The sequence below is a fragment of the Celeribacter sp. genome, from assembly GCF_048270365.1.
Lineage (GTDB): Bacteria > Pseudomonadota > Alphaproteobacteria > Rhodobacterales > Rhodobacteraceae > Celeribacter.
The window spans coordinates 1-6857 of the sequence record NZ_JBLWTA010000063.1 but is presented as its reverse complement, the minus strand read 5'-3'; the positions used below and the strand labels follow the sequence as shown (position 1 = coordinate 6857).

Sequence of the window (6857 nt, the reverse complement as noted above, 5' to 3'; positions counted from 1 at the left end):
GGCACCGACTGCGACACCGGTCGTCCCGGCCGCCTGCACCACGGCATTGGCCAGACGATCGTTCATCCCGTAGAACCCGTCGATACCGCCCTGCCCGGCAAACCGCGCGATCAGCTGCCCAGCCGCCCGTTCACCATCGACCGGGTTCCAACGAACGTCCTCGATCGCGACCAGTTCCGCTCCGGGCAGACGTGCCTTCAGCGCTTCCTCGAAGCCCGCAAGCCGCTTGGGGCCGATCCCCTCAGCCAGCGCGCCAGTCACGGCGGCGATCCTCGGTGCGTCCAGTCCGCGCGCTTCGGCGGCATCGGCCATGGCCTCACCGGCCAATTCGCCCAGCCTGCGGGAGTTTTCCCCGATATAGGTGACATAAAGTCCGTCAGCCGCAGCGTCGGGCGGTGAGATGACGGTAAAGACCGGCACGCCCGCTTCCTTCGAACGCTCGAGGGACGGCACGAGCGCGTTCTGGCTGATGGATTGCAGAACAATGGCGTCGAAATTCTGTGCCACCGCATCGTCCAGTTGCCGCGCCTGCAGCGCTGGATCGTAGGGGCTGGAGAAGATCTGAATCTCAATGCCCGCGGCTTCGGCAGCATCTTCGAACGTGGTGGCCCAGGTGCCGATAAAGGCGTCCTGGGTGGGCCCAAGCAGAACGGCGACGCTTTTGCCCGTAGCCTCGGCATGGGCGGCAAGCCCGGTCAGGATGGCGCTGGTTCCGATCAGGCCGAAAAGCGCAACACGACGTGTGAATTTCATAGAATCCTCCCTTGTTTGTCCGATGGCTGCACCCCCCCCGGCAGCTCACATTGGCGACTTTAAATGTTGCTCGAAAAATACCTGAATTCAAGTAAAATATATTTTAAATAAAAAAATATTCTTCATTTCATCCGACCGAGGCAGTCAACACGCTGCCGGTACGCCGCACCGAACCATCCGGCAGCTTGTCGACGGCGGCCATGCACAGCGATAGCGTCTCGCCTTGCGACGCACAGGCAATCGCCATGCGCCCCGGCACCGCAATATCCGACAGCATTTCGCCAGTTCCCGACAGGCACACGAACCGTTCCTCAAAGAGCAGCGGGACCCAAAACCGGCCTCTGGCGTCACGACACAGCCCGTCCGGATGCCCCGGTAATTCGGCCAGAACCCGGCGGTCGTCGAGCGCTCCATCCGCGCCGGTCCGAAACGAACTCAGCCGCTTGCCGAAGGTCTCGCAGACGATCAACCGATCCCCGACGACAACCATCCCGTTGGGGAAAAAGACGCCCTCGGCGACGACACGACACCCGTGATCGGGATGGAAGGCGAGGATGCGCCCACGATTGACCGGGTCGTCCTGTCCAAAGGTGAATCCTGTTTCGCCAACCCACGCCCAGCCGTCCGGCCCGCAGATCATGTCGTTGAAATTCCCCGCGAGCGCGTCTCCGAGATCGACTAGAAGCTCAGGCTCTTCGCCCTCGCGCCAGCGATAGAGCCGTGCGGCCAGAGATGTTGCATAGAACAGATCCCCGCCGGGCGTGAAATCCATCCCGGCCGGACGTTCCTCGACCTTCAACATCGTTTCGGGGGCGCTTCCGCATCGCACGCGCACGATGCGGAAGTTGTGCACATCCGAAAGCCAGAGCGCGCCGCCATGCCAGCGCGGCGCCTCGGGCCAGGAAAACCCTTCGGCATACATACTGAGCTCGGTCATGCGATGGTTGCCTCGGCGGTGACGGTCAGGCATAGCTTGTCGACCAGATCGTCAACCAGTTCGCCGATCTCACCCGGAACACGGGCCGCCCCGTAAATATAGAAGTCCGGACGCACCAGAACCGCACAGATGCCCTGAGTTTCGAACCAGTCAGCATAGGCGCCGTCCACGTCGCGCGCGGTTGCACCCGCATGGTCACCAACCGACACGACCTTTGCACCGATCCGCTCGAGCAGCGCTTTTTGCACATCGCTCAGTCCCTCAGCGGGGTTGCGCCCCACACCAAGCAGGGTGAAGCCGGTGCCAAAGATCTCATCGGCCAAAACCGCCTTGCCATCGACCTCGACCTGACGCTGCAGCGACAGCGTACCGGCGAGATGGCGCGGCCCAGCAGCCTCGTCGAGTGCGATGACGCCATGGCGCAGCTGGGGGAAGTCGGGCATCGGTGGCAGCCAACCGTCGCGGAACTTCTGGTCGCGCGCCTCTGCTTCGGCCGGGTCCATCGTGCAGGGCACCTTTCCGGCTTCCAGAGAGATGCGCGTCCAGTCCTCGGTATGCGGCGAGCGTTCGGGCTCATAGCTATCGAGGATCGCGTCCTCGGCGATCCCGCGCCGCACAAGGTCCATCTTCCACGCCAGATTGAACACGTCGCGCATGCCCGAGCACATGCCCTGCCCCATGAAGGGTGGCGTGGTATGTGCCGCATCGCCCGCAAGGAAAACCGGCCCACGGCGCCATTCCTTCGCGTGACGCGCCTCGAACGTGTAGACCAATTGCCGCACGATATCGAGATCTTCGGGACCCATCCCGAGCGCCCCGAGCAATCGCCAGGCGGCCTCATCGGTCAGAAGGCTTTCGGGGTCTTCACCGGGCAGCACCGCCCATTCCCAGCGGCGATGCCGCTTGCCGAGGGGCAGCACCGTGGTCGGCCGACGTGGGTCACAGATTTGACCGCAATCGAATTCAAATTCCAGTTCACGCTTCTTGCGGGCGTCGATCACCAGCCATTTTTCGTTGAAGCCGAGATCGCCTCGTTCGATCCCCAGCGCCTCGCGCACCGAGCTGTTCGCCCCGTCGCAGGCCACCATGAAACGTGCGGTGAGGGTGCGGGTTTCGTCAGTGACGACCGGCACATGGCTGCCCGGCACCGTTTCGGTGCGCGCGATGGTGCACCGCACGCCGCCATCAATTTCCTCGAAGGACATAAGCTGCCAGCCCAACAGGTCGGTATTCGTCGGCGCTGCGGCAAGCTCGCGCCCGAGCGCATTTTCAAAGACCGGCTGAAACTGCATGTAATCGGAATTGTAGCCCGAGACGCTTTTCTCGCCCCAGTCGAATTCCAGAAGCGTCTCGCCATGGGCGTTCACCCAGACGTATTCGGTGGTCGGATAGCAATCCGCCAAGACATCGTCCACGATTCCGAACTTCTGGAAAAGGCGCATGATCTCGTGATCGACATGGCCGGCGCGCGGCAAACCGTAAAGATCACGGTGCTTCTCGATCACGATCGTGCGCATTCCGAGTTGCGCCGCACTCATAGCCATCGTCAATCCAACCGGCCCACGGCCGATCACGGCGATATCATAGTCAAAAGCAGTCATGTTCAGGGCTCCTCCTCCCGTATCTTTGCAATCCTCTGCCCACCTCCCAAGGAACAGAGCCGAGCATTCGCCAAAAAATATATTTTTTGTTGACAAAAAGATCAAATGGAAAATAGTTTGAGGCTAAACTTATTAGGAGGGACCTCATGAAATTCGTCAGATTCGAGCGCAATGGCACTGCGCATATGGCGGTCGAGAAAGACGGAGCGCTGCATGGCTTGCCGGTGACGGACAAAGCGTTCCCCGGAACGCTCGACGAACTCGTCGGTGATGCGGCAGCCCTCGAAGCGGCGGGTAAAACTCTCGCTGCCGCCCCTGCCCTGTCGGGCGAAGGTATCCGGTATCTGCCGCCGTTCGAACGGTCGAGCAAGATACTCTGCGTCGGCCTGAACTACAGCGACCATACCGAAGAGTCGGGTTACGCACAGCCTGAGTACCCGACTATTTTCGCGCGGTTTGCAAGTGGCGTGATCGCGCATGAAGACCCGATCGTCCGCCCCGCCATCTCCGAAACCCTCGACTATGAGGGTGAGCTCGTTGCGGTGATCGGCAAACCCGCCTTCAAGGTGTCCGAAGAGGCTGCGCTCGACTATGTCGCCGGCTATTCGATCTTCAACGATGGTTCGGTCCGCGAATTCCAGCATGTGACCCCGCAATGGACGATCGGCAAGAATTTCGACAACACCGGCGCGTTTGGCCCAAGTTTCGTGACTGCGGGCGATCTGCCCAAGGGCGCGTTGGGTCTGACCCTTGAGACCCGCCTCAACGGTGAAGTCGTTCAGTCGGCCAAGATCGACCAGATGGTCTTCTCGGTCGCCAAGCTTATCTCTATCCTGAGCCAGAGCATGACGCTGTTGCCCGGCGATCTGATCGTGACCGGGACGCCTTCTGGGATCGGCGCGGCCCGCAAGCCTCCGCTCTGGATGAAGGCCGGCGACATCTGCGAAGTCGAGATCGAAGGAATCGGCGTGCTGCGCAACCGGATCGAGGACGAAGCAACCGAAAGCGCGGATGCTGCATAAGACCTGAGCCCCGCGCCGTCGCATTGGGAGGAGACCCGAAATGACCGCAATCACTGGATATATCAAACCCTCCCGCCGCGAAGGCGTTCTGGGGGTGCATTCGATGGACCACTACCATATGGCGGTCCCGAACCTCGAAGAGGCGCGGCGCTTCTATCTCGCCTTCGGTCTCGACGTCCGTGAGGAGGGAAATGCTCTCGGGCTTTATACCTTTGGAAACGATCACCGCTGGGCGAGCCTATCCGAAGGGCCACGCAAGAAGATGTCTTTTCTGTCCTTCGGCGTGTTCGAGGACGATTTCGACGCCTTCCGCCGCCATGTCGAAACCCAAGGCGTGCGCCTGCGCGACGCGCCTCCGGGTTTCGAATGCAACGGCTTCTGGTTCGAGGATCACGACGGCAATCTGATCGATATCCGCGTGGCCAAGAAGACGTCGCCTAATGAGAAATCCCTCGTTTCCAACGTGTCGGTCCCGGCCAATACGCGCGGTGCACCGACCAATTCGAACGCGCCGCTGATCCAGCCGCGCCGTCTGGCGCATATGCTGATCTTCACCCGCGACGTTCCCAAGGCGATCGAGTTCTACAGCCGGGTTCTGGGGCTGCGCGTGTCGGACACCTCTGGCGACGGCATTGCCTTCATGCACGGGGTCCACGGCAGCGACCATCACCTGATTGCCTTTGCCAAGTCCGACGCGCCCGGCATTCACCATTCAAGCTGGGATCTCTCGTCCATCGACCAGATCGGGATCGGCGCGATGCAGATGGCCGACAAGGGGTTTGACAAGGGTTGGGGTCTCGGACGCCATGTGCTCGGTTCCAATTATTTCCACTATGTGCGCGACCCCTGGGGTAGCTACTCGGAATATTCCTCGGATATCGACTACGTGTCCGCCGACCACGATTGGGAGGCAGGCGATTTCGCGGACAAGGATGCTTTCTACATCTGGGGACCGAACGCGCCGAAGGATTTCACCCACAATTACGAAGCCGACTAGACTGGTTCGCGAAACAGCGTTCCGACCCAGTCGATGAAGACCCGGACGCGCGGCGAGAGCTGTTGATGGCGGGGGTAGAGCAATGACACCGGAGATGGCTCCGGTGCATGATCTGGCAGGATCTCGATCAGTGATCCGCGGTAGAGATCCCGTTTTGCGTGGTATCGCGGAACCTGAACGATCCCCAATCCCAGCCGGGCCGCAGCGATATAACTTTCGGCGGCATTGACGGCGAGGCGTGTCGGCAGGACGACCTCGGTTACGCCGAATTCCAGCGGGAGGATGGATTTGGTCGCGGTCGAGCGGAATCCGACCATGCTATGCCCGTCGAGATCGCGGGGGCTTTGCGGCGTTCCGTGGCGCGCAAGGTAGTCCGGCGCAGCCAGCGTCACCTCGTCAAGCATGGCCACCCGGCGCGCGATCAGGTCGCTGTCCTGCGGTTCGCCCACCCGCAACACGCAATCGACGCCTTCGGGGATCAGGTCAACCAGACGGTCGCCCTCGCTCATGTAGACATCGAGATCGGGATAGGCCGCGAGAAATTCCGGCAGATGCGGCATCACGAAGTGGCGCGCCAGCGTTCCATGCACGTCGATACGCAACTGCCCCTTGGGCTTGGCCCCGGCAAAGGCCTCTTCGGCCTCCTCCACATCCGCCAGGATCGACAGGCAGCGATGATAATACGCTTCACCGTCGAGAGTGGGCGCTACGGTGCGGGTCGTGCGCTGCAAAAGCTTCACGCCCAGTCGCGCTTCGAGTTGCTTGACGGCATCGGTCGCTGTCGAACGCGGCAGAGCAAGGTCTTCGGCAGCCTTCGTGAAGCTCCGCCGCTCAACGATCCGGGCAAATACCTTCATCGCTTCCAGCCTGTCCATGATCGCTCCATTATCCGACAATAACAAATAGTGATGACGAAATATCGCTGATTATCCGAAATATTACGAGGGCTATATGCGGTTTAGGCGAAACAAAACCACAGGAGACAAACATGTCCACGCAAACCAAAACAGCCCTCGTCACCGGCGCATCGCGCGGGATCGGTGCGGCAATCGCTACTCGTCTGGCCAAAGACGGTCTTAACGTCATCGTCAACTATGCTGGGTCCGGGGCCGCCGCTGCCAAGGTGGTCGCTGAGATCGAAAAGTCAGGCGGCAAGGCCGTCGCGGCGCAGGCTGACGTCGCTGACCCGGCCGCGGTGAAACGCATGTTTGATCTTGCCGAAAGCGCTTTTGGCGGCGTCGACGTGCTGATCAACAACGCGGGCATCATGAAGCTCAGCGCCCTTGCTGAGGCCGACGACGCGCTGATCGACAGCCAGATCGACATCAACCTCAAGGGTTCGATCAACACCATGCGAGAGGCCGCCAAACGCCTGCGCGATGGCGGGCGGATCGTGAACCTGTCCTCCTCCGTCGCGACGCTGAAATTCGAAACCTATGGCATCTACGCGGCGACCAAAGGTGCCATCGAAGTCCTCACCGGCATTCTCGCCAAGGAAATGCGTGGACGCGGGATCACAGTGAATGCCGTGGCACCGGGACCGACTG

7 protein-coding genes are annotated in these 6857 nt (G+C 61.1%); 3 read left to right on the top strand and 4 right to left on the bottom strand.

From position 1 onward, the window contains the following. The 3 genes from ACN0X0_RS22735 to ACN0X0_RS22725 form a co-directional block, all read right to left on the bottom strand. The coding region (locus ACN0X0_RS22735) for a sugar ABC transporter substrate-binding protein (RefSeq protein ID WP_417281097.1) at nucleotides 1-753 on the bottom strand (753 nt) is incomplete at its 3' end. 127 nt (nucleotides 754-880) lie between these two features. After that, complete coding sequence (locus ACN0X0_RS22730; RefSeq protein WP_417281096.1) at nucleotides 881-1690, bottom strand: SMP-30/gluconolactonase/LRE family protein; 810 nt, start codon at nucleotides 1688-1690, stop codon at nucleotides 881-883. Then, nucleotides 1687-3291, bottom strand: a complete 1605-nt coding sequence (locus ACN0X0_RS22725) for a bifunctional 3-(3-hydroxy-phenyl)propionate/3-hydroxycinnamic acid hydroxylase (RefSeq protein WP_417281095.1) — start codon at nucleotides 3289-3291, stop codon at nucleotides 1687-1689. Before ACN0X0_RS22725 ends, ACN0X0_RS22730 begins: the two co-directional genes overlap by 4 nt. Nucleotides 3292-3437: 146 nt before the next feature. Between ACN0X0_RS22725 and ACN0X0_RS22720 the strand changes: the two genes are divergently transcribed. Both ACN0X0_RS22720 and ACN0X0_RS22715 read left to right on the top strand, forming a co-directional pair. Then, entirely contained in the window at nucleotides 3438-4313 is an 876-nt protein-coding gene (locus tag ACN0X0_RS22720) for a fumarylacetoacetate hydrolase family protein (protein WP_417281094.1), read from the top strand. Nucleotides 4314-4353: 40 nt separating this feature from the next. After that, complete coding sequence (locus ACN0X0_RS22715; protein ID WP_417281093.1) at nucleotides 4354-5310, top strand: VOC family protein; 957 nt, start codon at nucleotides 4354-4356, stop codon at nucleotides 5308-5310. Here the strand turns inward: ACN0X0_RS22715 and ACN0X0_RS22710 are convergent. Continuing rightward, nucleotides 5307-6185 (bottom strand): LysR family transcriptional regulator, encoded by an 879-nt coding sequence (locus tag ACN0X0_RS22710; protein ID WP_417281092.1) that lies wholly within the window; start codon nucleotides 6183-6185, stop codon nucleotides 5307-5309. The genes ACN0X0_RS22715 and ACN0X0_RS22710 overlap by 4 nt on opposite strands. A 113-nt stretch (nucleotides 6186-6298) precedes the next feature. Between ACN0X0_RS22710 and ACN0X0_RS22705 the strand changes: the two genes are divergently transcribed. After that, the coding region (locus ACN0X0_RS22705) for an SDR family NAD(P)-dependent oxidoreductase (protein WP_417281091.1) at nucleotides 6299-6857 on the top strand (559 nt) is incomplete at its 3' end.

What these genes read in the sequence shown, in the direction of transcription:
- ACN0X0_RS22715 (WP_417281093.1), top strand. Translation starts at nt 4,354, where the DNA reads ATGACCGCAATCACTGGATATATCAAACCCTCCCGCCGCGAAGGCGTT.
- ACN0X0_RS22710 (WP_417281092.1), bottom strand. Translation starts at nt 6,185, where the DNA reads ATGGACAGGCTGGAAGCGATGAAGGTATTTGCCCGGATCGTTGAGCGG.
- ACN0X0_RS22720 (WP_417281094.1), top strand. Translation starts at nt 3,438, where the DNA reads ATGAAATTCGTCAGATTCGAGCGCAATGGCACTGCGCATATGGCGGTC.
- ACN0X0_RS22730 (WP_417281096.1), bottom strand. Translation starts at nt 1,690, where the DNA reads ATGACCGAGCTCAGTATGTATGCCGAAGGGTTTTCCTGGCCCGAGGCG.
- ACN0X0_RS22725 (WP_417281095.1), bottom strand. Translation starts at nt 3,291, where the DNA reads ATGACTGCTTTTGACTATGATATCGCCGTGATCGGCCGTGGGCCGGTT.